This is a genomic window from Mesorhizobium sp. INR15 (genome assembly GCF_015500075.1).
In the GTDB taxonomy this organism is placed as follows: domain Bacteria; phylum Pseudomonadota; class Alphaproteobacteria; order Rhizobiales; family Rhizobiaceae; genus Mesorhizobium.
In genome coordinates this window covers 6556980-6580721 of sequence record NZ_CP045496.1, presented here as the reverse complement: position 1 = coordinate 6580721, position 23742 = coordinate 6556980, and the positions used below count along the sequence as shown (strand labels likewise).

The following is a 23742-nucleotide window of genomic DNA, read 5'->3' as shown; positions in this document are numbered from 1 at the left end:
ATCCTTTGAACAAGGGTGCGACCCCAGCCGACGCCAGGTCTTTTGTCGTCACCAATCGCTCTGTACTCGCCATCGCGGTACCGATGACGCTCGCCTATCTGACGACACCGCTGCTCGGCCTGGTCGACACGGCGGTGGTCGGTCAGTTCGGCGATGCGGCCTTGCTCGGGGGCCTGGCGGCAGGCGCGCTTATCTTTGACGTCGTCTTCACCAGCTTCAACTTCCTGCGTTCCGGCACCACCGGCCTCGTCGCCCAGGCCTTTGGGCGCGACGATGCCCTGGAGGAACAGGCGGTGTTCTGGCGCGCCGTGCTGATCGCGGTCGTTGCCGGCATTGTGCTGGCCGCACTGTCCCCGATGATTGCTGTCGGCGGCCAATGGTTCATCGATGGCGGTCCGCGCGTCAGCGAGGCGATGGACACCTATATCCGCATCAGGTTGCTGGCCGCACCTTTCTCGCTGATCAACTATGCCGTCCTCGGCTATGTCCTCGGTCGCGGCGAAGGCGGCCTCGGGCTGATGCTGCAATTGGTGCTGAATGGCATCAACATCGCGCTCTGCTTCCTGCTTGGGCTGAGGTTTGGCTGGGGCGTTGCCGGTGTCGCATGGGCAACGGTTGCCGGTGAGTTCCTCGCCATGCTGCTCGGCCTTGCGATCGTCGTCAGGCGCTTCCGGCGGGCACCGCATCTGCCGCGTTATCGCTTGCTCGACACCAAGGCCTTCCTGCGCATGCTGTCGCTCAACCGCGACATCATGATCCGCTCGTTCTCGCTGCTTGCCGCCTTTGCCTTGTTCACGCGCCAGGGCGCGCAGTTCGGCACGGTGACGCTGGCCGCCAATGCGGTGCTGATGAACTTCTTCCTCGTTGCCGGCTATTTCCTCGATGGCTTTGCCACCGCCGCCGAGCAGCTAGCGGGGCGTGCCATCGGCGCCCGCGCGAGCGAGCCGTTCCGGCAGGCCGTGCGGCTGACCCTGTTCTGGGGCTTCGGCCTGGCGGGGGGCGCGACCCTGGTCCTGTTGCTCGGCGGGGCCAACCTGGTTGCCGTGATCACAACCTCGCTGGACGTCCGCGCCGTCGCTGACGTCTATCTGCCCTGGGCGGCTTTCACGGCATTGAGCGGCGTGCTGGCCTTCCAGATGGACGGCGTGTTCATCGGCGCAACATGGTCGCGCGACATGCGCAACATGATGCTGCTGTCGTTTCTTGCCTTCGTGGCTGCATTGCTGACCCTGGCACCGGTCTTCGGCAACAACGGCCTGTGGGCAGCACTGCACGTCTTCCTGCTGGTGCGTGGCTTGAGCTTGCTCGCCATCCTGCGGTTGCGGGTACGGGCGGCGTTCTAGAGTCCCTTGCCTGCCCAATGATCGAGGCGGCTGTCGCGCAATTCCCGGATGGATTTGAGCCGCTGTCTTTCGGCAAAGTCGATCATGCCGGACAGGATACGGCCGGGCAGCGCGGGCCCGGCATAGATCATGCCGGTGTAGAGCTGGACGAGGTCGGCGCCGGCGCGGATCTTCTCCAGCGCTGTTTCGGCGGAATCGACACCGCCGACGCCGATGATGGCGCGGTTCGGCCCAAGCAGTTTCCGCATCTTGGCCAAAACGATGGTCGATCGCTCGAACAGCGGCTTGCCTGACAGCCCACCCGTCTCGCCGGCAGTATCGGTGCTGCGCAGCGGGGGGCGCGAGATGGTGGTGTTGGAGACGATGATGCCGTCAATCGCCTTCTCTGTGACCTCGGCGGCGATGTCTTCCAGCTCCGCTTCGGCCAGGTCCGGCGCGATCTTGAGAAAGACGGGTGGCTGTGCCGCCGCCGAGGCACGGGCGGCCATGACCAGCGCCAAAAGCTCGCCGAGCTGTTCGCGCGCCTGCATGTTGCGCAGGCCTGGCGTGTTGGGCGACGAGATGTTGACCGTGAGATAGCTGGCGTAGGGCGCGAAGCGAGCGACACCCAGTTCGTAGTCGCCGATGCGGTCGGCACTGTCCTTGTTGGCGCCGATGTTGACGCCGACAATACCGGTTCGGCCTTTGCGGGCGACAAGCCGACGCTCGGCGGCTTCATGGCCTTCATTGTTGAAGCCCAGCCGGTTGATCACCGCGTCGTCGCGGGTCAGCCGGAAAATACGCGGCTTCGGGTTGCCGGATTGCGGCAGCGGCGTGATGGTGCCGACCTCGGCAAAGCCGAAGCCGAGCCCAAGCAATGCATCCGGCACCTCGGCGTTCTTGTCGTAGCCGGCAGCCATGCCAAGTGGATTGGGGAAATCGATGCCACAGGCGCGGACGTTCAGCCTTTTGTCACGCGCTGGTTTTCCGGTGACCGGCAGGCCGCATCTCAACGCGGCGATCGACAGGCCATGGGCTGTTTCCGGATCGAAAGTGAACAGGACCTTCTGGCCAAGGCGGTCGAGCAGGCTCATTCGGCCTCCAGCGCCGGAAACTGGTGGGTGCCGTCGCTGCCAATTGGAAGTGGCCTGACCCACAGGACGGCCTTCAGGTCCAACGGGCCATAGAGATGCGGGAACAGGGCGCCGCCGCGCGAGACCTCGTATTTCAGCGCGGTTCCCAGGCGCTGCGCGTCGATGGCAATCAACAAGAGCCCGTTCTGGCCGGTGAAATGCCTGGCTGCGGTCTCCGGCGCCTGGGCGGCGGTGGAGAAGTGGATGAAACCGTCGGCGACATCGATTGGCGCACCGGTGAAGCTGCCGCTCGTTTCGGCCTCGCGCCACAGCGCTTCAGGAGCTATCTTGTAGATAATCTGAGACATAGCTGCGCTATAGTCTGAACGAACCAAGCAGGGAAGACCAAGCCAGGGCGCCTTCCCCATTTCAGGCACAAACGTGCGCTACTTTTTGCCACTGGCCCCAGGAGGACAATATGCGTCTGCAACACATCTTGATCCCCGCCGCACTTGTTTCGCTTGTCGCGGCATCAGCTTATTCAGAAGAGACAGACCACTACCGGCTGGAGAAGTCGGCCAACGGCTATGTACGCATGGACACGCAGACCGGCGCGATGTCGATTTGCGAAGAGCGTTCCGGCCAGCTTGTCTGCAAGATGGCGGCCGATGAGCGGGCTGCTTTCCAGGATGAGGTCGACCGTCTCCAGACCTCGATGAAGACGATGGATGAACGCGTCACAAAGTTGGAGAGTTCGCTGTCAACCCGCCTTGAATCGAAGTTGCCCAGCGAAGAGGATTTCAACAAGACGATGGGCTATATGGAACGTTTCATGCGCGGCTTCATGGGCATCGTCAAGGATATGGACAAGGACAGCGGCGACGGCGCCAAGCTGAATTCGCAGAAGACCTGATCACTTCAACAGGGAAAACGCGGCGCGCTGGCTTTGCCGCTTGAAAACAGCGCGCAGCACCGCATAATCGCCTGACTCGACCCAAAAGAACTTGAAAATCATCGATAGGGACTACCGCGTGCCGCCCAAAAGTGGATTCGGCTTTTGGGAAAGCGGCATGCCTAAAAACAAAAGATCTAAAGCGCGGCGTGTTTGACGCGCTTTCGGGGAGGGACATTTGCCGTCAGGCTACACTTTCGTCATCGCCGACGATCATCCGCTGTTTCGCGGTGCCTTGCGGGAGGCACTGGCCGGCATCGGCAACGTCGCCGCCATTCACGAGGCCGGTGATTTCGACACGGCCAAGGCGCTGGTCGTGGCCAATGAGGATGTCGACCTGGTGCTGCTCGATCTCTCGATGCCCGGCGCCAGTGGCCTCTCCGGCCTGATCTCGTTGCGCGGCATCCACCCTGCGGTGCCGATGGTGGTGGTCTCTGCGCATGACGACCCGGTGACGATCCGGCGCGCGCTCGATCTCGGCGCCTCCGGCTTCATCTCCAAATCGGCAAGCATGGAGGAAATCCGCCGCGCCGTTCAGTCGGTGCTGGCCGGCGACATCGCCGCACCCGTCGGGATCGACCTCGGCGTCGAGCGCGACCCCGAAATATCGGACCTGATCAAGCGGCTCCAGGCGCTGACGCCTCAGCAGACGCGCGTCTTGGGCATGCTGGCCGAAGGGCTGCTCAACAAGCAGATCGCCTACGAACTCAGCGTTTCCGAAGCAACCATCAAGGCGCATGTCTCGGCCATCCTGCAGAAACTTGGCGTCGACAGCCGCACCCAGGCGGTGATCCAGCTGTCCAAGATCGGCGGCGATCCGCTGCAAGCGGTGAGTTAAGCGCCAGGCTGCCTCCCGCCGGAAGGCGGGGTCAGGGCTCAGCGATAGTTTTCAACGACCGCGCCGTCCGGTATCGATGGTTCTTCCAGCGTAGCGCCTGTCCCGGTTTTGTCCTGGCCCGAAGCGGACGAACCTGCAGCCGGTCGCGCTCGGCCGATCGCCGCGCCAAGGCCGAGCGATGCGATCACCACAAGCGGAATGCCGGCGATCCAGGGCAGGCGCGGCGCGATGGCGTAAAGCGCGGTGCCGAGGGACGGGCCTAGCGAGTCCTTGAGGTCGACGGCCACCGACGAGGCCGCCATGTAGGAGGCGCGGCGCGCCGGCGGGGCAAGCGCATTGACAGCGGTCGGCACCAGCGGCCCGACCAGCATCTGGGCCATCGCGCACAGGCTGACGGCGGCGATCAGCGACAGCATCGCCGGAGAGGCCGCCAGCAGCGCGAAGGCGGCACTGGTCGTGACGCCGGCGGCGACCGTCAGCCACAGCGCCGATCGCGTTTCGGCAAAACGGCTCACCAGCATCTGCAGGCCGACGGTCAAGGCTGCCGCAAAGGCAAACAGCGTGCCGATGCCGGACGGCGTCAGGGTCCCGGCATCTCGCGCATAGAGCGGGATGACGGCCTCGATCCAGTTGGCGGATATTTCGAACAGCACAACCCAGCCGAGCAGCCTGGCGAGGCGGCTGTCGCGAAAGGCCGGCAGCAATGCCGACAGGCCTTCCTCCTCTTCCGCGCCGTCATCGTCGTCGTCGGTGCCACGCCCGGCGCCGATCGTCTCCGCCAGCGCGAACAGCATCACCAGGCTGCCCAGCAACAGAACTGTGCCGGAGGCCAGGAAGACGCTGCGCAGCGACATGAGTGCGAGCACCGCGCCACTGGCCGGGCCAAGGATCTGCCCCGCGCTTGAACTCACATGCGCCAGGCTGAACCATCTGGAATGTGTCGATGGCGGCGTGACATCGGCGATCACGGTCATGATGGTCGGATGAAGCACCGATTCACAAATGCCGGTCGCAATCAGCACCACAGCGGCGGCAACGACGCCGTGCACGAAGAACAGCGCCGTGAAGCCGCATCCGACACCAAGCGAGGCAAGGATCAGCACTGGCCGTCGGCCGACGCGGTCGGCAATGCCGCCGATCAGCGGCGCCGCCAAAAGCTCGCCGCCGGCATAGCAGCCGAAAAGCAGGCCGATCGCGCCGATGGGAATGCCCGCTTCGCTGCTGGCCCACAGCGGAAAGAAGGGCACAAGCGCTCCATCGGCGAAACCGGCGCAGAAGAACAACAGAAGACCTAGAAGGGCCGGGCGCGGCGTCTCGCGCCAGAAGGATAGGAATGTCTTGATCATGACGTCACCTTGCGCATGGGAGAGACCCAGCGGGTCCCTGGAGTGCGCGTTGGCTGACGTGAACGCTTACGGCATCGAAGTGGCATCGGTTGAGTTTGCGCGATGAGGCGCGTCAGCCGAGCCGCACCGACAGTTCGACGTCGTCGCCGAAAGGCGTCGACATGTATCCCCCGTCTGGCGAACGCACGCGCTCCAGATATTCGGGAGAGAAATCGGCGTTGTCGGCGATGACCAGCGCGCCCGGCCGCAGCCGGCTTTCGACCAGGCTCAGAATCTCCGGGTAAAGTGCCTTGGCGCCGTCGAGCAGCAAAAGGTCGATAGTCTCGGGAAGGTCGGCGCTCAGCGTCTGTAGCGCGTCGCCCTCGCGGATTTCGACGAGGTCGATCAGGCCGCCTTCCCGAAGATTGGCCTTGGCGCGCATCACCTTGGACGGCTCGAACTCGGTGGTGATCAGGCGGCCGCCGCCATTGTCCCTGAGCGCTGCGGCAAGATAGAGGGTCGAGATGCCGAACGAGGTGCCGAATTCGATGACGACACGCGCACCCGTGCTTCGCGCCAGCATGTAGAGCAGCGTGCCTGTCTCCGGCGAAACCGCCAGCCAGAGATCCTTCAGGTTGCCGTAGAAATCGAGATACTCGGTCTTGCTGCGCACCATGCGTGCCCGGTCGTCACTTGAATACATGGCCGCTGCAGGGCTCGTCGCGGCCTCGGCTTCCTTGAACAGGCGGGTGAGCAATGGTGCAAGCGGGGCGTTGGTCAAAGTCGTCATGGCTATCTCCGGTCCGGAAAGTGAGTGCGTTCTTGTGTTGGCCAGAAAATACGAATAATCCTTCAGGTTTCCAATTCGCATAACCGGACCGAGCCATGGCCGAACACGCAAGCCATTCGATTTCCTCAAGAAAACAGCCCAAGCAGGCTCGCGCGACGGAGCTCGTGGCGGCGATCCTGGAGGCAGCTGTTCAGGTTTTGGCGACGGAAGGCGCGCAGCGTTTCACCACCACGCGCGTCGCCGAGAGGGCCGGTGTCAGCGTCGGTTCGCTCTATCAGTATTTCCCCAACAAGGCGGCGCTTCTGTTCCGGCTGCAGAGCGACGAATGGCGGCGGACGGGCGACCTGCTGCACGACATCCTGCAGCAGACCGGGAAGCCGCCGCTCGAAAGGCTGCGTATCCTCGTTCATGCCTTCATCCACTCTGAATGCGAGGAGGCGGCGGTGCGCGGTGCACTCAACGATGCAGCCCCTCTCTACCGCGATGCGCCCGAAGCACACGCGGCGAGGGCCTCGGGAGAACGTACAGTCCAGGCATTCATGCGCGAGGCCTTGCCCGACGCTCCTGATGCTGTCCGTGCCCTCGCATGCGATTTGATCATGACGACGCTCAGCGCCGTGGGTAAGGATTTTTCCGGAAGCCCCCAGACACCGGCCGAGATCGACACCTATGCGGGCGCGGTGGCCGACATGTTCTGTGCCTACCTCATAAGCCTCGGCCACAAGGGGTAAGGTGGGCGCACGCCTTGGCGGCCCGGAAATTACTCGGCTGCCGAGGCCAGTGGCCTGACCCTGGCCATCATCGACCGCAGAACGGCTGGTTTCAGCGGTTTGTTGATCACCGGCACATCGAGTTCACCGGCGGCGGCGCGAACCTCGCTGGAGCGGTCGGCTGTGACCAGCACGGCCGGCAGATCGCGGCCATGAATGTCACGCAGGCCCGCGATCACATCAAGGCCGGTCTCGCCGTCGAGGTGATAGTCGGCAAGCACGATATCGGGACGGCGCGTGGCAGAAACGACCTTGGAGCCGGCAATGGTTTCGACATTGCAGCCCCAGCCTTCCAGCAAAAGCCGCATGCCTTCCAGGATACGGGCGTCATTGTCGATGCACAGCACGTTGAGCCCGGCCAGCGAGGCCGTGCTGCGGGCCGAGGGTCTCGGCTCGGCCTCCTTGCGGGGCGCCGGCGTTTCAGCCACCGGCAAGAGGATGGAAAAGCGCGTGCCCTTGCCGGGGTTTGAGAAAATCCGGATTTCGAGGCGCAGCACACGGGCGATACGGTCGACGATGGAAAGTCCGAGACCGAGCCCTTCGGCCTCACGCGCGCCTTCGTCCAGCCTGGTGAACTCGTTGAAGACCGTGTTCAGCTTGTCGCCGGCAATGCCGATGCCGGTGTCGATCACCTGGATCTCTGCCAGTTCGCCGCGCCTGCGTACGCCGACCAGGATACGGCCATGGCGCGTGTATTTGATGGCGTTGGAGACGAGATTCTGGATCAGGCGGCGAAGCAGATTGCGGTCCGTCATCACCGTGAGCGAGGATGGCATGATGCCAAGAACAAGCTTCTTCTCGGCGGCAAGCGGCTCGAAGTCGTTGCAGATCTGGCGCAGCAGGCCGTCCAGCCTGAAGGCGGTGTTGTCCGGCTTCATCGCGCCAGCGTCCAGGCGCGATATGTCGAGTACCGCGCCAAGTATGGTCTCAACCGATTCCAGTGAAGACTCGATGTTGACCGCTGCCTTGCCTGCGGGCCCCTTGCCGGCCTTCTCGATCAGCGACGAGCAGTAAAGCCGGGCGGCGTTCAACGGCTGCAGGATGTCGTGGCCGGCGGCGGCGAGGAAGCGTGTCTTGCCGAGATTGGCCTCCTCGGCCAGCATCTGCGCTTGCGCCAGTTCCTCGTTGACCCGGGTCAACTCCTCGTTGACCCTAGTCAGCTCGATGGTGCGGGTCTTCACCCGCTGTTCCAGCGATTCATTGGCGCGCTTCAGCGCCAGGTCCTGTTCGACGCGGCCGGAAATGTCGGCATAGGTGGCGACGATGCCGCCATCCGGCATCGGGTTGGAGCGCAGTTCGATGATGCGGCCGCTGGTCTTCAGCTCCATCTGCCACGGGCTGACAAAACTGGTCAGCCGGTTGAGCATCGCCACGCGCTGGTCCGCCGGAATGTCGCCGCGCTCGGCCAGATGGCGCAGGATCCGATCGAGTGAGACGCCGACCTGGCCCATCTCGTCGGGCAGGCTGAACAGGGCGCGATACTGGCGGTTCCAGCAGATCAGCCGGAAATCGCGGTCGAAGACCGTGATGCCTTGCTCCATCTGGTCAAGTGCAATCTGCAGCAGGTCGCGGTTGTGCTGCAGCGCCTCGGTGGCGTCGTCGAGCAGGCGGAAGGCATCCCTGGATTCGCGGTCGTTGCGGCGAAACAGCAGCGACAGGATCAATCGTGCCGAGGAGGACCCGACGGCGCTGGCCAGCAGTTGCTCGGAAAAGCGGATGACATCCATGCTGGCTTGTTCTTTGCCGTGCAGGGAGGTGCTGCTGCTCTTCTCGAAGGACTGGAACGAGCGTTCAGTGCGCTCCACGCCGAGATAGCGCGCGATCGTGTCCTTGAGGTCGTTGACGGTGATGGCGGTGCGGAAGCGGCGCAGGCTGGGCATCGGGCCGGCCTCGCGCGGCACGAAGATTGATGCCTGGATGCGCTCCAGCGGCACTGAAGCACGCGACAACGAGCCAAACACGAAGAACAGCGAATTGATAGACAGGCTCCACAGCACGCCGTGGTTCAGCGGCTCGGCAGCGGTGCCGAACAGCGCCTGCGGGCGCAGCGCTTCGAAGCCGAACAGGCCGTGGATCAGGATGTCGGTGTCGGGCGCCGCGAGCGAGGGCAGCAGCAGCGTGTAGCCCCACACAAGGATGCCGGCGACCATGCCGAGCGCGGCACCACGGCCATTGGCGCCGCGCCAGATCAGCCCGCCGATCAGTGCCGGCGCGAACTGGGCGATGGCCGCGAAGGACATCAGGCCGATCGACGACAGCCGCGCGCTGTTGGTGCTCTCGCGGTAGTAGAGGAAGGCGATGAACAGCATGATGAAGATCGATGCCCGCCGCACATTGAGGATAAGCGTCGACCAGTCCTCGTTCTCCGAGGTCGTGGTCTTGAGCAGGCGGCGTACGAACAGCGGGATGATGAGGTCGTTGGAGATCATGATCGACAGCGCGACGCTTTCAACGATGACCATCGCGGTCGCCGCCGAAAGGCCACCGACGAAGGCGGCCATGGCCAGCACATCGTGGCCGCCGAACAGAGGCAGCGCCAGCACATAGAGATCGCTGCTGGTCCTGGTACCGACCAGTGTGAGTCCGGCAAACGCTATCGGCAGGACGAACAGGTTGATCGCCACCAGATAGAGCGGAAACACCCACGTCGCCGTGCGCAGTTCGGCCTCGCTGCGGTTCTCGACGATGGTGACGTAGAACTGGCGCGGCAGCATGATGATGGCGAAGCCGCTGAGGCAGGTCAGCACCAGCCAGGTTGCCAGCGAGGTCGAGTAGCCCATCGCCTGGCGCACCTGCGTGTTTTCGGCGAGCTTGTCGAACATGTCGCCGGGGCCGCCGAAGATCAGAAAAGTCACCATCAGGCCGATGGCGAGGAAGGCGGCGAGCTTGACCACGGTCTCGACCGCGACCGCCAGGACCAGCCCATCCTGATGCTCGGTGGCATCGGCGTGGCGCGTGCCGAACAGCACCGCGAACAGCGCCAGAAGCATGGCGACGACCAGGGAGATGTCGCTGACGAACGGATCGAAGGAGGGCGGCGATCCCGTATAGTGCTCGACCATCAGGCTGACCGAGCCGGAGATCGCCTTCAATTGCAGCGCGATATAGGGCACCGCGCCAATGGTGGCGATCAGCGTGGCGATCGCCGCAACGGTGAAGCTTTTGCCGTAGCGCGCACCGAGAAAGTCGGCAACCGAGGTGATCTTCTCGGTCTTGGCCAGCTTGACGATGCGGTTGAGCAGTGGAAAGCCGAAGACGAACACCAGCACCGGACCGGTGTAGATGCCGAGAAACTCAAGGCCGCGCTCGGAGGACAGTCCGACGGAACCAAAGAAGGTCCACGAGGTGCAATAGATGGCGAGGCTGAGAGCATAGATGAAAGGCCGGGCGCGGCTGAGCCCTGAGATCGTCGAGCGCCGGTCGCCCAGGCTGGCGATGGCAAACAGCAACGTCACATAGGCGATCGCGATGATGACGACGAACAAGCCCTGCACGTCCGCAAATTCCTCCCATGCCGAGGTTCAACCCGGCTCACCAGACGCAATCACAGCTTGAGTTCCGAGTCCATCGCGGCTTTGGGCGCATGAAGCGGCGATTTCGGCTGGATGACGTAAGGTCAGGAGAAACCGGTTGTTTTCTCCTTTTTGCCCATGTTGCAACCGCAGGTTTTTGTTATGTTGTGTTCGGGTCGATGCCGGAAGGTGGGAACGGCAGCGCGGCCGGTCATGACAAGGAGGGTCGAATGCTGAAAGAATTCCAGGAATTCATTTCCAAGGGTAATGTGATGGACCTCGCGGTCGGCGTCATCATCGGCGCTGCCTTCGGCAAGATCGTCGATTCCCTTGTCAACGACATCATCATGCCGATCGTCGGAGCGATTTTCGGCGGGCTGGATTTCAACAACTATTTCGTGGGGCTCTCGTCGGCCGTCAACGCGACCTCGCTGGTCGAAGCCAAAAAGCAGGGCGCCGTTTTTGCCTATGGCAGCTTCATTACGGTGGCGCTGAACTTCATCATCCTCGCCTTTATCATTTTCCTCATGGTCAAGGCCGTGAACAATATGCGCAAGCGGTTGGAACGCGAGAAGCCGGCAGCCCCTGCCGCGCCGCCGCCAGCCGACGTCGCCTTGCTCACAGAAATTCGCGACTTGCTCGCGAAGCGCTAAATCCGGCAACGTTGCTGGACCAAAACCCCGGTCGTTCGCGGCCGGGGTTTTCTGTTTTCGCTTCTGATAAGCAGCGGTAACGCCCGACACCAAAACGGACCTGTCCATGACCTTGATCGAGACCTTGCGTTCCGAGGCACGCGCCGCGCCGGAAAGCGGCATTGTCGCCGTCGTCAACCACGGCCGCCTGCGCGAAGGCCTGATCCCGCTCTGGGCCGGCGAGGGTGACCTGCCAACGCCAGCCTTCATCAGCGACGCGGCCGCGCGCGGGCTGGCCGATGGCGAGACATTCTACACCTGGCAGCGAGGCATTCCCGACCTCAGGCAGGCACTCTCCCGCTACTACGCCAGGCATTTCGCCAAGACCTTCCCGCAGGAAGAGTTCATCGTCACCGGGTCCGGCATGCATGCCATCCAGCTGGCGCTCGACGCCGTTGCCGGCGCCGGCGACGAGGTGATTTATCTGTCGCCGGCCTGGCCGAATTTCGCCGCGGCCGCCGGTGTGGCGGGCGCCGTTCCAGTGCCGGTCACGCTCGACCAATCCGGCAATGGCTGGTCCTGCGATGTCGAGAAGATCGCGGCGGCGATTACGCCGCGCACCAAGGTGCTGTTCATCAACACGCCGTCCAACCCGACTGGCTGGACCGCCGACCGCGAGACCTTGCAGGCGATCCTCGACCTCGCCCGCGCCAAAAACCTTTGGCTCATCGCCGACGAGATCTACTCGTTGTTCCACTACGGTCACGGCCGCGCACCGTCCTTCCTCGACATCGCGGCTCCGGAGGATCGCATTCTCTTCGTCAACAGCTTCTCCAAGAATTGGGCCATGACCGGCTGGCGTGTCGGCTGGATCAAGACCCATCCGGCCTTGCAGCAGGTGTTTGAAAATCTGATCCAGTATTCGAATTCCGGCGTCGCCCAGTTCATGCAGCGCGGCGCTGTCGCGGCCCTCGATGGGGGTGATGCGTTTATCGCCGAGCAGGTCGAGAGGGCGCGTGCGGCGCGTGATCTGGTCTGCGGCATCCTCGGCGCCACTGGCCGCGCCCGGTTCACCGTGCCGCAGGGCGCGTTCTATCTGTTCTTCACGGTCGACGGCATCACCGATTCCCGCACCGCCGCTTTCGACATCGTCGACAATGCCAATGTCGGGCTGGCGCCGGGAACCGCTTTCGGCCCGGGCGGGGAAGCGTTCCTGCGCCTATGCTTCCACCGCCGCCTCGACAAGATCGAGGAAGCAGCGCACCGGTTGGCGAAGTGGATGAAGACTGTTTGAGGTCTGTTTTGCCTTCAGTAGGTTAGCGCCGCCCCTCATCCCCCTGCCGGGACCTTCTCCCCGTGGGAAACGGGGAGAAGGGGCGGATTGCAATCTCGGCGCTTGTCCTGCTGCGTCTGTAGTTCGCGAAACCGTCGGCGACAGCATCTTTCTCCCCGTCACTATACGGGGAGAAATGTCCGGCAGGACAATGAGGGGCGGCGCTACGGTTCGAGTAAATCTGCGACAAGCACCAAAGCAGCCTTCAGCCGCCTGACTTGGGCACCAGCAGAGGAATGATCCGGTCGCTCTTGGCGACAGCGGGCCGTCCTGACGAACCGTAGGGAATACCAAGCGCATCCCAGGTCTCGACCAGCGCGTCCTGCAGCGCCGCGATGAGCACGTCGGAATGGAACGGCGTCGGCGTGATGCGTAGCCGCTCCGTGCCGCGCGGCACGGTCGGATAGTTGATCGGCTGGATATAGATGCCGTGCACGCCGAGCAGGCGGTCGCTGGCCATCTTGCAGAGTTCGGGGTCGCCAACCAGAAGCGGCACGATATGGGTCGGCGATTCCATCACCGGCAAGCCGGCAGCGGAAAGAATGTGCTTGGTCCGCGTCGCCTGCTGTTGCTGGGCGTCACGCTCGGCCTGCGAACGCTTGAGATGGCGGATCGAGATGGTGGTGGCAGCGGCGATGGCCGGCGGCAGCGCCGTGGTGAAGATGAATCCAGGTGCGTAGGAGCGCACAGCATCGATGACCGCACTGGTACCGGTGATGTAGCCGCCGAGCGTACCAAATGCCTTGGCCAGCGTGCCCTGGATGATGTCGATGCGGTCGGCCAGTCCTTCCCGTTCGGTGATGCCACCACCGCGCGGTCCGTACATGCCGACGGCATGGACCTCGTCGATATAGGTCATGGCATTGTAGCGTTCGGCGAGCTCGACGATCTCTCTGATCGGCGCGATATCGCCATCCATCGAATAGACGCTCTCGAAAACGATCAGCTTGGCGCGCTCACGGCCCGCCGCCTGCAGCAGGCTTTCCAGATGCGCGACGTCATTGTGGCGGAAAATCTTCTTCTCGGCACCCGAGCGCCGCACGCCTTCGATCATCGAGGCATGGTTCAACTCGTCCGAGATGATCAGGCAATTGGGCAAAAGCCGGGCGATGGTCGAGATCGACGCCTCGTTGGAGACGAAGCCCGAGGTGAAGACCAGTGCCGCTTCCTTGTCGTGCAGGTCGGCAAGCTCAACCTCAAGCTCGACCAGCGGATTGCTGGTGCCCGAAATGTTGCGGGTGCCGCCGGCGCCGGAGCCCATCTTGCCAGCCGCGTTCTGGAACGCCGCGATGACATCGGGATGCTGGCCCATGCCGAGATAATCGTTCGAGCACCAGACGGTGATTTCCTCGGCACGGCCGTTGGCGCGCCAGATGGCGCGCGGAAACTTGCCGGCGATACGTTCCAGGTCGGCGAAGACACGGTAGCGACGCTCGGCATGGAGCTGGTCGATCGCTTCTTCGAAGAACCGCTGATAGTTCATGTCGGTTTCCCAATTTTGCGCGGGATAATAATCATTGCCCTATTCGGCGTCCACCGGGCCGTTTTGGTCAAAATGCCACGCCCCGAACCTGTTCCTAACGATCGCGGATCGTGGCCTATTCCATTGCTGTGGGTCACTTTTGTTTCAGCACGATGCCACACGCCAACCATGCTGGTTACCTTGGGTTTTAATGGCCATGCGGCAGGCTTTCCAGTAAGGCGGTTGTTGAGACAGTTTCCGATAAATCTTGAGGTAGCGAGGACGCGGATGACGGTTTTGGTGACAGGTGGCGCCGGCTATATCGGCAGCCATATGGTCTGGGAGCTGCTGGATGCGGGTGAGAGCGTCGTTGTTCTCGACCGGCTTTCGACTGGTTTTGAATGGGCCGTGGCGCCGGAGGCAAAGCTGGTCGTTGGCGATGTCGCCGACAAGGAACTGGTCGGCTCGATCATCAGGGACAACAAGGTCGACGCGATCATCCATTTCGCCGGCTCGATCGTCGTCCCCGAATCGGTCGCCGATCCGCTCGCCTATTACGAGAACAACACCAGCAAGACGCGCACGCTGATCGAGACCGCGGTGCGTGAGGGCGTGCCCAATTTCATCTTTTCCTCGACCGCCGCCGTCTATGGCGGCGCGGGGCTGGAGCCGGTGCGCGAGGACGCCCGCCTGGCACCGGAATCGCCTTACGGCCTGTCCAAGCTGATGAGCGAATGGATGCTGCGCGACGCCGGGATCGCGCATGGCTTGCGTTACACGGCGCTGCGTTATTTCAACGTTGCCGGTGCTGATCCCAAGGGCCGCACCGGTCAGTCGACGCCGGGCGCCACGCATCTGATCAAGGTCGCCTGCGAAACCGCGCTCGGCAAGCGCCCGTTCATGCAGGTGTTCGGCAACGACTATCCGACGCCCGACGGCACCTGCATGCGCGATTATATCCATGTCAGCGATCTGGCCGCGGCGCACCGCCTGGCCCTGCAGCGGCTGCGTGCGGGTGGCACCAGCCTCATCGCCAATTGCGGCTACAGCCACGGTTATTCAGTGCTTGAAGTCATCGACAGCGTGCGGCGCGCCTTTGGCCATGATTTTGAGGTCAGTATGGGCGAGCGCCGTCCAGGCGACGCGGCGGCGGTGGTTGCCAACTCGGATCTTGCCCGCGGCGAGCTTGGCTGGACTCCGCAACGCGACGATCTCGATCAGATCGTTGCCGATGCGCTTGCCTGGGAGCGCATCCTGACCAGCAAGAACTCCGCGCGCGGCTGAACCAGCCGGTCTTCTGCCTGGGGCTCGTATCGCGGGCAGGGAAGCGCTATGGAATGCTGGCCGAGCGTGGAGGCGCCTGGCCAGCTTTTTTCGTTTCGGGGGCATGGCATGAAAATATCGGTGCTTGGGGCCGGCGTCGTCGGCACGGCGGCCGCTTATTATCTGGCCAGGGATGGCCACGAGGTCACCGTGATCGAGCGCCACCCGATGGCAGCGCGGGGCACCAGTTATTCCAATGCCGGGCTGGTATCGCCCGGTGATGCCACCGCTTGGGCCTCGCCGGCGGCGCTGAAGACCTTCCTGCGCGCGCTTTACAACCATGATCTCGGCATCAAGGTGCGGCTGCGCTTCGATCCCTATTTTCTCGCTTGGAGCATGCGCTTCCTGCGCCAGTGCACAAGGGAGCGCCTGCGCGCCAACAGCCAGGTCAAGCTGCGCCTGGCGCTCTATTCGCGCGACTGCATCAACGGCATCTCGGACGATACCGGCATTGGCTATGACGAGCGCCGCAAGGGCATCCTCTATTTCTTCCGTTCGCAGCAGAGCCTCGATGCCGGCACCGACAATTATCGCTACCTGGCCGAACACGGGCTGCCGATCGAGATCGTTGGCCGTGACCGGCTGATCGAACTGGAGCCCGGCCTTGCCGGGGCGAAGGACAAGATCGCCGGCGGCGTCTATTCGCCGATCGACCAGACCGGGGACTCCCGGCAGTTCGTGGAAAAGCTCGCCGCCTACGCCGCTGAAAAGCTTGGCGTTGTCTTTCGCTATGGCACCAAGGTCGAAGGCCTCGACATAGAGGGCGACCGGGTGCGCGCGGTGATGAGTTCGGCTGGTCCGGTGACCAGCGATGCCGTGGTCATCTCCATGGGGCCGGAGAGCGGCCTGCTCGGCCGCCGCTACGGCATCGACCTGCCGGTCTATCCGGTGAAGGGTTACACCGCGACGATCCCGCTGGACGATGAGAGCAAGGGCCCGACGATGGGTGGCGCCGACGAGGATCAGCTGATGGCCTATTCCAGGCTGGGCAACCGGCTGCGGCTTGCCTCCACCGCCGAGTTCACCGGCTTCGACCGAACGTTCCAGCCGCGGGATTTCGCCACCATGTTCAGGACCGGCAAGGAACTCTTCCCCGGCGCCTTCGACGAGAAAAAGGCCGAGCTGTGGGCAGGCCTGCGGCCGATGATGCCGAATTCAGTGCCGGTGATCGGCCAGGCGCGCTACCAGAATCTCTATCTCGACACCGGCCATGGCCATGTCGGCTGGACCATGGCCTGCGGCTCGGGAAAATTCCTCGCTGATCTGGTCGCCGGCCGCAAACCGGAGATTGACCCGCAAGGACTGGTCTACAAGGGATAGGGATGTCGGGACCGCAAGTCGCCATCGACCTTGGCCGTATCGAGCGCAACGCCCGCACGATCACCGAGCGTTGCACGCTCTCGGGCATCAAGGTTTTTGGCGTCACCAAGGGCACCTGCGGCATGCCGCAGGTGGCGCGTGCCATGCTGCGCGGCGGTGTTGCCGGCATCGCTGAATCCCGTTTTGAAAACATTCGCCGGCTGCGCGACAGCGGCATTAACGCGCCGATCATGCTGCTGCGCAGTCCGCCAATGGCGCGTGTCGAGGAGGTGATCCGCACCGTCGACATCAGCCTGCAGTCGGAACTCACCATCATCCGCGAGCTGTCGCGGATTGCCGAGCGCATGGGCCGCCTCCACGATATCATGCTGATGATCGACCTTGGCGATCTCCGCGAAGGCATCTGGCCGAGCGACCTCATCGCGACCGTCGAGCAGATACTCACCCTGAAGGGCGTACGCATCGCGGGCATCGGCACGAATCTCGGCTGTTTCGGCGCCATCATGCCGACCGAGGAAAATCTCGGCCAGCTCGTCGCTCACGCCTACAAGACCGAGCGTCTCTCAGGCAAAAGTCTCGACCTGATTTCCGGAGGCGCGTCGTCGTCGCTGCCGTTGCTGCTTGCGGGCAAGTTGCCCGCTGGCATCAACAACCTGCGGGTCGGCGAAGCAATCCTGCAAGGCGGCATCGAGACCTTCCGCGATGTGCCGTGGGCCGAACTCGAGCCCGATGCGTGCCGCCTGACCAGCGATATTATCGAGGTCAAGCTGAAGCCGTCGCGGCCGATCGGCGAGTCCGGTTACGATGCTTTCGGCAACCAGCCGGTCTTTCCCGACGAGGGCGACCGGCTGCGCGCCATTGCCAACATCGGCCGTGAGGATGTGCTGGTCGAGGGGCTGACGCCGATCGCCAAGGGAATACGCGTGCTCGGCGCCTCGAGCGACCATCTGCTTTTGGATGTGGCCGATGCCGATCCGCCGCCGGCCGTCGGCGATCGCGTCGCCTTCCGCATGAGCTATGGCGCCATGCTGATGGCGATGACTTCGGAATATGTCGAAAAGGCCCCGATCCACGATGTCGAGGATTTTTCCGGCCGCAAGATGGTGCAGATCACCGCCGAGCATGAAGCAGCAGTCATGCTTGCCCGGGAAGGAACCGGCGCGCGGCTCGAAACGATGAATTTCGATGTCGTCGAACTGGCCGATGTCGAGCGACCACCCTCAGGGTTGATCCGGCTGACCGCCGGCACCGACCGGCGTATCGCGCACAAGGCGCTGACGGCGACGGCACGGGCGACACATTCCTTCGGCCTGATCTGGATCGATTCCATCGCGGCACTCATGCCGGAGGACGAAGACGGTATAGACCTGCCTGAAGCATCGGTACTCGCCCGTGCGCTTGGCCTCGACCACAAGGCAGGTGCATTGCAGCCGCAACTGTCGCCGGAAAATGTCGTCGTCATCGGCTTGCGTCATGCCGACCCGGCGGAAGCACGAGTGCTGAAGGATTCTCGGGTCTCCGCCTTCACCATGACCGACATCGACGCCATGGGCATGCGCGACCTGATGCATGAGGCGATCCGCATTGCCTCATCAGGCACGCGCGGTTTCCATGTCAGCTATTCGCCCACGGTCACCGAATTCGCAGGCTGGCCGGCTGGGTCCGGCGGCCTCACGGTGCGCGAGACGCATCAGGCCATGGAAGCGATCGCTCTGTCTGGCGGCCTGTTGTCGATGGATCTCTCTGGCCTGACCACCGATCTCGAATCCCGGATAGGTAGCGACGTGGTCAATTTCGTCATGTCGGCCTTCGGCAAGCGTATCCTGTAGTCAGTTGCTGTTGCCGACCGCGGCGCGCCACGCGTCGATGTAATCGGCCCAGGCCGGGTCGGTTGGCGGTTGCGTTGTCTCGCCCTTGACGTAAGCCGGCCTGCGGTCGGTTGCCAGCAACGCGGCGCCGATGCTGGTTCCGGTCGCGGCTTCCGAGGCGATGACGGCTCGGTCGGTGGCTGCCGCCAGCATACGCGTGAAGAGCCGGTTGCGGGCGAAGGGGCCCTCGACGATGGTCGGGCCATCGCCGCCGATCAGATCCAGGCATGTCGTGGTCATCAGCGCGAGATAGAACGAGATGACGGCAAAGCGCTGGTCAAGGGTGATGTCGCCGGCATCGATCCATTCCGCAGCGTGCTGCGGAAATGGGCCGGAGCCTTGCTGGGTCGAAGGCAGCAGTAATGTCTTCCTTGCCAGCATTGCAGCGATATCGCTGTCGCTGCAGGCCTGAGGCTTGTTGGCGGTCAGCATCGAAAACTCGCGGCCACCCATGAAACGCGCCGAGGGCACCGGGTTGCCGAGCGCATTGACATTGACCAGCGTGTCGCGTGCCAGGTCGAGCGCGACCTGCTTGCCGCCAACCGCCATCGACACCACCCAGGTGCCGGTCGAGACCACGCAGAAAGGCGGCGTGTCGGAAAGAAGATGCGGCAGCAGCGAGGCATTGGAATCGTGCAGGCCGCAAAAAACCGGCGTCTGTGGATCAAGGCCGGTGCGCGCGGCAAGCGCCGGCAGGATGGGGCCTAGCCGGTCCCTGGCTGGCCTCACCGGCGCCATGATACCGCGCCAGTCCAGGCGGTCGACCAGCGATGAAAACTCGGCGGCCCACGGGTTCCACAGATCGGTGTGGCAGCCGAGCGAGGTGACCTCGTTGGCCGCGACGCCGGTCAGGCGCAAGGCCCAATATTGCGGGTACATCAGCATCGCCGCGGCCTTGGCGAAGTCCGAGGGAAAGCGCGTCTTCTGCCAGAAGAACTGCGCGCCGAGATTGAGGCCGAGCGGCAGGCGCGGGGTGCCAGTCTCCGCGAAGGGGGGACGGAGCGCGTCATAATCCTCGGCAAGCCTGTCGGGGCCATCGAATTCATAGTCGAGGACAGGCAGCGCCAGTTCGCCCGAGGCATCGACCAGCGCGCCTGTCGCGCCATGGGTGGTGATCGAGATGGCGTCGATGCGCCGCGCGCGGTTGAGGTCGGCAAGGCTGTTAAGGATGAAGGTCCACAGCGCCTCGATGTCGTGATGCGGATAGGGCGGCCGCCGCAGCGGCGCGTTCGCCATGCGGTGCAACGCGCCCTCGGTCAGTGTCGTGAGATCGACCAGCGCAACCTTCGCGTTGGTCTTGCCGATATCGATGACGGCGATATGGCGGAGCGTGCTCATTCCATATGGAACACTGTTTCCAGCGATACGGCCAGCGGCTCGTTGTCCGGCTTCGTCTCCATGATGTCGGCCATATGGCCCCACCAGCGCTGCATCACTGGATGGTTCGGAAGGTCGTCCATGCCGTGGCTGTTGTTGCGCCACAGCACGCCGAACAGGATGTTGGTCTCTTCATCGAGATGGATCGAATAGTCGGACACGCCGGCCTGTTTCAGCAGCGCGACCAGTGACGGCCAGATCTCATCATGACGCTTCTTGTACACGGCCTTCATGCCGGGCTTGAGCTGCATCTTGAACGCGTATTTCTCGGCCATCAGCTGTTACCACGCAGCCTGCGCCAGACGATTGGCAGTGCGATGACGATGATCAACAGCAGGCCGATGAAGATCGACATCACGATCCCAGGCACGTTGAGCAGGCCAAGGCCGAAGGTGACCAACCCCATGATGAAGGCGGCAAGCACGACGCCGACGATGCTGCCGGCGCCGCCAAGAATGCTGACGCCGCCAAGCACCACCATGGTGATGACTTCGAGTTCATAGCCCTGTGCGATCGAAGGCCGGGTCGAGCCGAGCCGAGAGGTGATCAGCACCGAGGCGATGCCCGCCATCAGGCCGGTCAGGCAAAACAGGATGAACTTGATGCGGCCGACGCGCACGCCGGAAAACTGTGCCGCGACAGGGTTGTTGCCGATGGCGAAGACGCGGCGGCCAAAGCTCGTTCGGTGCAACACGACCCGGTAGATGACCGCCGCGATCAGAAACAGCACCAGCTCGAACGACACGACCCACCAGACATAGCCCTGGCCGAAGAAGGCAAAGCTCTCAGGATAGCCCTTGTAGGCCTGGTCGCCGAGGATGATGAAGGCAATGCCGCGAAACAGGCTCATCGTGCCGATGGTGACGACGATGGACGGCAGGCCGAGCCGCGTCACCAAAAGACCGTTGAAGGCGCCGCAGCCGAGGCCGACGACAATGCCGATCAGCACCAGCACGGGCGTGCCAGCGCCAGCCTGCACGGCCATGCCCATCATGGTCGAGGCGAGCGCGATGATGGCGGCCACTGACAGGTCAATCTCACCGGAGATGATCAGCAGCGCCATGGCGAAGGCAATCAGGCCCTTCTCCGTGAAGTTGAAGGTGAGATCCGACAGCGAATAGGGGTCGAGGAAGTAAGGCGAGGCGAAGCTGTTGATGGCGAAGATGGCAACCGCCACGACGACCAGCAGCGCTTCCCAGGAAAAGATTGCCGAGCTCAGCGCCCTGTCGAGCCGGTCCGGGATGTGGCGCGGGGCAGGGGCGTCGGTCATGCCGCTTCCACCTTTCTCAGAATGATGCGGCCCTGCCGGCGTTCGCCGCGCGCGTTGAGCACGACGGCGAGGATGATGGCGCTGCCCGAAATCGCCATCTGCCAGAACGGCGAGATGTTGATGACCGGCAATGCGTTGGAGATGATGCCGAGAAACAGCGCGCCGAGCACCGCGCCGCCAACCGAACCGATGCCGCCGGCAATCGAGATGCCGCCGATCACGCAGGCGGCGATGATGTTCAGCTCATAGCCGTTGGCGACCTCGACCGAGGCGATCACATAGCGCGAGATCCAGAGATAGCCGGCAAGGCCGCCGACCATGCCGGAGATGCAGAAGACGATGAATTTCGTGCGGCCGACATCGATGCCGGCATAGACCGACGCTGTCGGATTGACGCCGATTGCGTAGATCGAGCGGCCAAGCGCGGTCCGCGTCATCAAGAGGAAGAACAGCGCTATCACCAGGATGGCGATCCACGACAGGACCGGAATGCCGAGAAGTGCCGCGCGCTGAAAGCCGATGAACTCAGGGCTCATCTTGTCGGCATTGACCCAGGCGCCGCCGGAGATGACGAACGTGGCGCCGCGATAGATGGTCAGCGTGCCCAAGGTCACGACGATCGAGGGAATGTTGAGCCGCCACACCAGCAAGCCATTGATGGCGCCGAGCACCAGCCCGACGGCCAGTGCGATGACGATCAGCAGCGGGATCGGGATCGCCGGATGCGCGGCGTTCAGCATCGCCACGACCATCCCGGTGAAGCACAGGTTCGAGGCCATCGACAGATCGATCGACCGCGTCAGGATCACCACCATCTGGCCCAGCGCCAGGATCATCAGGATCGAGGTGTCGTTGAACACCTGGCGCAGATTGTCTGGATCGGCAAACGCCGGAAAGCGTGTCGAAATCAGCCCGATCAGCACGATGATGGCGGCAAGCAGCCAGATCTCGCGGTATTTGAACAGAAGCTTCATGCCGCGATCCCCGCTGCCGTCTTGACCAGCGTTTCGGCGTCTAGGCCCTTGTTGTCGTAGACCGCCGCGATCAATCCCTCGCGCATGACCACGACGCGATCGGACATGCCGAGGATTTCAGGCAGTTCGGACGACACCATGATCACCGACAGGCCCTGCGCCACGAGCTCAGCCATGAAGCCGTGCACGGCTGCCTTGGAGCCGATGTCGATGCCTTTTGTCGGCTCGTCGAGGATAATCACCTTGGGCGTTGTCGCCAGCCATTTGGCAATGACGATCTTCTGCTGGTTGCCGCCCGACAGCGTGCCGACATCCTGGCTGAGCGACGATGCCCGGAGGTCCAGCCGCTCGGTGTAGGAGCGGGCCAGCGTGAATTCTTCCGCCAGCCGCAGCATGCCGGATTTGGACGTGTGCTTGAGCGAAGGCAGCGAGACATTCTGGAAGATCGGCAGGCCGATGACCACGCCCTGCTTGCCGCGCTCTTCAGGCACATAGACAATGCCGGCATCGATCGAATCCGCTGCCGATTTCGGCGCGATCGCCTTGCCTTCCAGTGTGATCGTGCCGCTTTTGGTGCGGGTGATCCCAGATATCGCCTGCATCACCTCGCTGCGTCCGGCGCCGACAAGGCCGTAGAAGCCTAGAATTTCGCCCTTGTGCAGTTCAAAGCCGATGTCGTTGAACTCGGTCGGATGCGACAGACCGGCGACCGACAGAACCGGCGCGCCGATCTCGGCCTTGCGCTGCGGAAAAATATGGTCGACCGACCGGCCCACCATCATGCGCACGATCTGGCTCTGGCCGGCATCCTTGATCAGCCCTTCGCCAACCATCTCGCCATCGCGGAACACCGTGTAGCGGTCGGCGATGCGGTAGATTTCGTCGAACTTGTGGCTGATGAACAGGATCGCCTTGCCTTCGCTTTTAAGGAATTCGATCAGGAGGAAGAGCTCTTCGATTTCCTTCATCGACAGTGCCGCGGTCGGCTCGTCCATGATGACGATTTGTGCGTCGATCGACATGGCGCGCGCGACCGCAACCAGGTGCTTGTTGGCGATGCCGAGGTCCTTCAGCCGCGCATCGGCGTCGATATGGCCGGCATGCATCGTGTCGAGCACCTCGCGCGCATTCTTGCGCATGGTGCGCCAGTCGATGGTGCCGAAGCGCGAGCGTGGCGCATGGCCGAGAAATATGTTTTCGGCAACGGTCAGGTCGTCGAACAGCACGGTTTCCTGATGGATGGCCGTGACACCGTGGCCGAACGCGGCATGCGCGCTGCGCAAGGCAACGGGCTGGCCGTCTATGCTGATCGTGCCGGCATCAGGCTGGTAGATGCCGGTCATGATCTTGACCAGCGTCGACTTGCCAGCGCCGTTCTCGCCGATCAGAGCGGTCACTTCGCCCGGATAGAGCGACAGGCTGACATCATGCAGCGCGCGCACGCCGGGGAAAGTTTTCGAGATCCCGGACAGCGTCAGGCGCGGGGCCGGAGGCCGCTCCTGTATCGCGTTGGGTTGGGCTGTCGTGTCCATATCCGTATCAAGCCCTGAAACAAGGTCCGTTTAAAGCCGCGGCGGGATCTGGTCCCGCCGCGCCAGGTC

At 63.3% G+C, this 23742-nt stretch carries 20 protein-coding genes; 9 read left to right on the top strand and 11 right to left on the bottom strand.

The annotated features are described in order from the left end of the window. Positions 1-5 precede the first annotated feature (5 nt). The gene (locus GA829_RS31900) at positions 6-1343 is read left to right on the top strand and encodes an MATE family efflux transporter (protein ID WP_195176492.1); all 1338 of its coding nucleotides are present in this window, start codon (positions 6-8) and stop codon (positions 1341-1343) included. Here GA829_RS31900 and GA829_RS31895 read toward each other — a convergent pair. Further along, positions 1340-2416 (bottom strand): quinone-dependent dihydroorotate dehydrogenase, encoded by a 1077-nt coding sequence (locus tag GA829_RS31895; RefSeq protein WP_195176491.1) that lies wholly within the window; start codon positions 2414-2416, stop codon positions 1340-1342. The two genes, GA829_RS31900 and GA829_RS31895, sit on opposite strands and share 4 nt — an antisense overlap. Beyond that, complete coding sequence (locus tag GA829_RS31890) at positions 2413-2763, bottom strand: DUF952 domain-containing protein (protein WP_195176490.1); 351 nt, start codon at positions 2761-2763, stop codon at positions 2413-2415. The genes GA829_RS31895 and GA829_RS31890 overlap by 4 nt, the downstream gene beginning before the upstream one ends. Positions 2764-2873: 110 nt before the next feature. On the opposite strand from GA829_RS31890, the gene GA829_RS31885 reads away from it, so the two are divergent. Both GA829_RS31885 and GA829_RS31880 read left to right on the top strand, forming a co-directional pair. Continuing rightward, positions 2874-3308, top strand: a complete 435-nt coding sequence (locus GA829_RS31885; RefSeq protein WP_195176489.1) for a hypothetical protein — start codon at positions 2874-2876, stop codon at positions 3306-3308. A gap of 217 nt (positions 3309-3525) precedes the next feature. Continuing rightward, on the top strand, positions 3526-4185 hold the full coding sequence (locus GA829_RS31880) for a response regulator transcription factor (RefSeq protein WP_195176488.1): 660 nt from the start codon (positions 3526-3528) through the stop codon (positions 4183-4185). Between the two features lie 38 nt (positions 4186-4223). Here GA829_RS31880 and GA829_RS31875 read toward each other — a convergent pair whose 3' ends face one another. Further along, a complete protein-coding gene (locus GA829_RS31875; RefSeq protein ID WP_195176487.1) occupies positions 4224-5531 on the bottom strand; it encodes an MFS transporter in 1308 nt (435 codons plus the stop codon). Positions 5532-5643: 112 nt separating this feature from the next. Next, positions 5644-6300, bottom strand: coding sequence for an O-methyltransferase (locus GA829_RS31870; RefSeq protein ID WP_195176486.1), 657 nt, complete (start codon positions 6298-6300; stop codon positions 5644-5646). 95 nt (positions 6301-6395) lie between these two features. Between GA829_RS31870 and GA829_RS31865 the strand changes: the two genes are divergently transcribed. Next, entirely contained in the window at positions 6396-7031 is a 636-nt protein-coding gene (locus GA829_RS31865) for a TetR/AcrR family transcriptional regulator (protein ID WP_195176485.1), read from the top strand. A 29-nt stretch (positions 7032-7060) separates the two neighbouring features. On the opposite strand, the gene GA829_RS31860 is transcribed toward GA829_RS31865, so the two are convergent. After that, the gene (locus tag GA829_RS31860) at positions 7061-10564 is read right to left on the bottom strand and encodes a PAS domain-containing hybrid sensor histidine kinase/response regulator (RefSeq protein WP_195176484.1); all 3504 of its coding nucleotides are present in this window, start codon (positions 10562-10564) and stop codon (positions 7061-7063) included. A 248-nt stretch (positions 10565-10812) separates the two neighbouring features. Here GA829_RS31860 and mscL point away from each other — a divergent pair, with 248 nt between their 5' ends. Continuing rightward, the gene (gene mscL, locus GA829_RS31855; RefSeq protein ID WP_195176483.1) at positions 10813-11235 is read left to right on the top strand and encodes a large conductance mechanosensitive channel protein MscL; all 423 of its coding nucleotides are present in this window, start codon (positions 10813-10815) and stop codon (positions 11233-11235) included. 106 nt (positions 11236-11341) lie between these two features. Further along, positions 11342-12508: a pyridoxal phosphate-dependent aminotransferase gene (locus tag GA829_RS31850; protein WP_195176482.1), complete on the top strand. Its 1167-nt coding sequence runs from the start codon at positions 11342-11344 to the stop codon at positions 12506-12508. Positions 12509-12752: 244 nt separating this feature from the next. Here GA829_RS31850 and hemA read toward each other — a convergent pair whose 3' ends face one another. Continuing rightward, positions 12753-14030, bottom strand: coding sequence for a 5-aminolevulinate synthase (hemA, locus tag GA829_RS31845; RefSeq protein ID WP_195176481.1), 1278 nt, complete (start codon positions 14028-14030; stop codon positions 12753-12755). A 267-nt stretch (positions 14031-14297) separates the two neighbouring features. On the opposite strand from hemA, the gene galE reads away from it, so the two are divergent. From galE to GA829_RS31830, 3 genes are all read left to right on the top strand, one after another. After that, positions 14298-15293, top strand: coding sequence for a UDP-glucose 4-epimerase GalE (gene galE, locus GA829_RS31840; RefSeq protein ID WP_195176480.1), 996 nt, complete (start codon positions 14298-14300; stop codon positions 15291-15293). Between the two features lie 108 nt (positions 15294-15401). Beyond that, entirely contained in the window at positions 15402-16652 is a 1251-nt protein-coding gene (locus GA829_RS31835; protein WP_195176479.1) for a D-amino acid dehydrogenase, read from the top strand. Between the two features lie 2 nt (positions 16653-16654). Then, the gene (locus GA829_RS31830) at positions 16655-18481 is read left to right on the top strand and encodes an alanine racemase (RefSeq protein ID WP_195176478.1); all 1827 of its coding nucleotides are present in this window, start codon (positions 16655-16657) and stop codon (positions 18479-18481) included. On the opposite strand, the gene GA829_RS31825 is transcribed toward GA829_RS31830, so the two are convergent. The 5 genes from GA829_RS31825 to GA829_RS31805 are packed head-to-tail and all read right to left on the bottom strand — an operon-like array spanning position 18482 to position 23673. Beyond that, positions 18482-19858 carry an FGGY-family carbohydrate kinase gene (locus GA829_RS31825; RefSeq protein ID WP_195176477.1) on the bottom strand — a complete coding sequence of 459 codons (1377 nt, stop codon included), beginning with the start codon at positions 19856-19858 and terminating at the stop codon, positions 18482-18484. Next, positions 19855-20172 (bottom strand): L-rhamnose mutarotase, encoded by a 318-nt coding sequence (rhaM, locus tag GA829_RS31820; RefSeq protein WP_195176476.1) that lies wholly within the window; start codon positions 20170-20172, stop codon positions 19855-19857. Before rhaM ends, GA829_RS31825 begins: the two co-directional genes overlap by 4 nt. Next, positions 20172-21167, bottom strand: coding sequence for an ABC transporter permease (locus GA829_RS31815; protein ID WP_195176475.1), 996 nt, complete (start codon positions 21165-21167; stop codon positions 20172-20174). Before GA829_RS31815 ends, rhaM begins: the two co-directional genes overlap by 1 nt. Next, entirely contained in the window at positions 21164-22141 is a 978-nt protein-coding gene (locus GA829_RS31810) for an ABC transporter permease (RefSeq protein ID WP_195176474.1), read from the bottom strand. The genes GA829_RS31815 and GA829_RS31810 overlap by 4 nt, the downstream gene beginning before the upstream one ends. Continuing rightward, positions 22138-23673, bottom strand: coding sequence for a sugar ABC transporter ATP-binding protein (locus tag GA829_RS31805; protein WP_195176473.1), 1536 nt, complete (start codon positions 23671-23673; stop codon positions 22138-22140). Before GA829_RS31805 ends, GA829_RS31810 begins: the two co-directional genes overlap by 4 nt. Positions 23674-23742: the final 69 nt, after the last annotated feature.